General features: G+C 33.3%; 1 protein-coding gene. It reads left to right on the top strand.

Annotation, left to right across the window (positions count from 1 at the left end; genetic code table 11):
• Positions 1–34 precede the first annotated feature (34 nt).
• Entirely contained in the window at positions 35–556 is a 522-nt protein-coding gene (locus Q4549_RS21850; protein ID WP_303554608.1) for a hypothetical protein, read from the top strand.
• The last annotated feature ends 102 nt before the right edge of the window (positions 557–658 follow it).

The following is a 658-nucleotide window of genomic DNA, read 5'->3' as shown; positions in this document are numbered from 1 at the left end:
GTTATAAGCCAGTCTAATTTACGCTGAGATATTTATGAAATCATTACTTGAACACCGTAAAAATTTAAAAAATAACGAAGAAGCATACTCTAAAGATATTGAACGTTGTTATGGAACAGTGGTGAAGCATTTAAAGGATTCTGGCTTTAAAAAAATAACTTTAAATAGAGCTCCATCAGAAATAAAAGAATTTGTTAATTTAATTTTCAAGTCTCAAAATTTTAAACCATTTTTTCATATCGAGTCTACAAGTGGTTTACCTTATTGTTGGAACTCTCCCGCTAAAGATGGTTGGGATATAGATTATATAAAATATGAATGGGGGCATTTGAACTCTAAAAACCAAAATGGTGATGCTGCGTTATGCGCACAAAACCTATGCCTTCAGTCTGCAAGATGCAATCAACATATACAAAGCTCAATGAATATTGATGAGCTTAAAGAGTATGGAGGTAAACTAGAAGAAGTAATCAACCAAAATCAAAGTTCACGCAATGCTCTATTTAAAAGTGATGAATGGCTTTCACTCATTAATCGGATTAACAAATGGAAATAGGCTTATAACAAGGCACTTAAACGGAACTAAAACAGTGGGTTAAGTTTCGCTTCGCTACACATTATAACCCACTATTTTAGTCCGCTTAGTGCGGCGTTATGT

Origin of the sequence: Agarivorans sp. 2_MG-2023 (genome assembly GCF_030548085.1) — a bacterium.
In the GTDB taxonomy this organism is placed as follows: Bacteria; Pseudomonadota; Gammaproteobacteria; order Enterobacterales; family Celerinatantimonadaceae; genus Agarivorans.
This window is presented reverse-complemented; position numbering and strand designations above follow the sequence as displayed.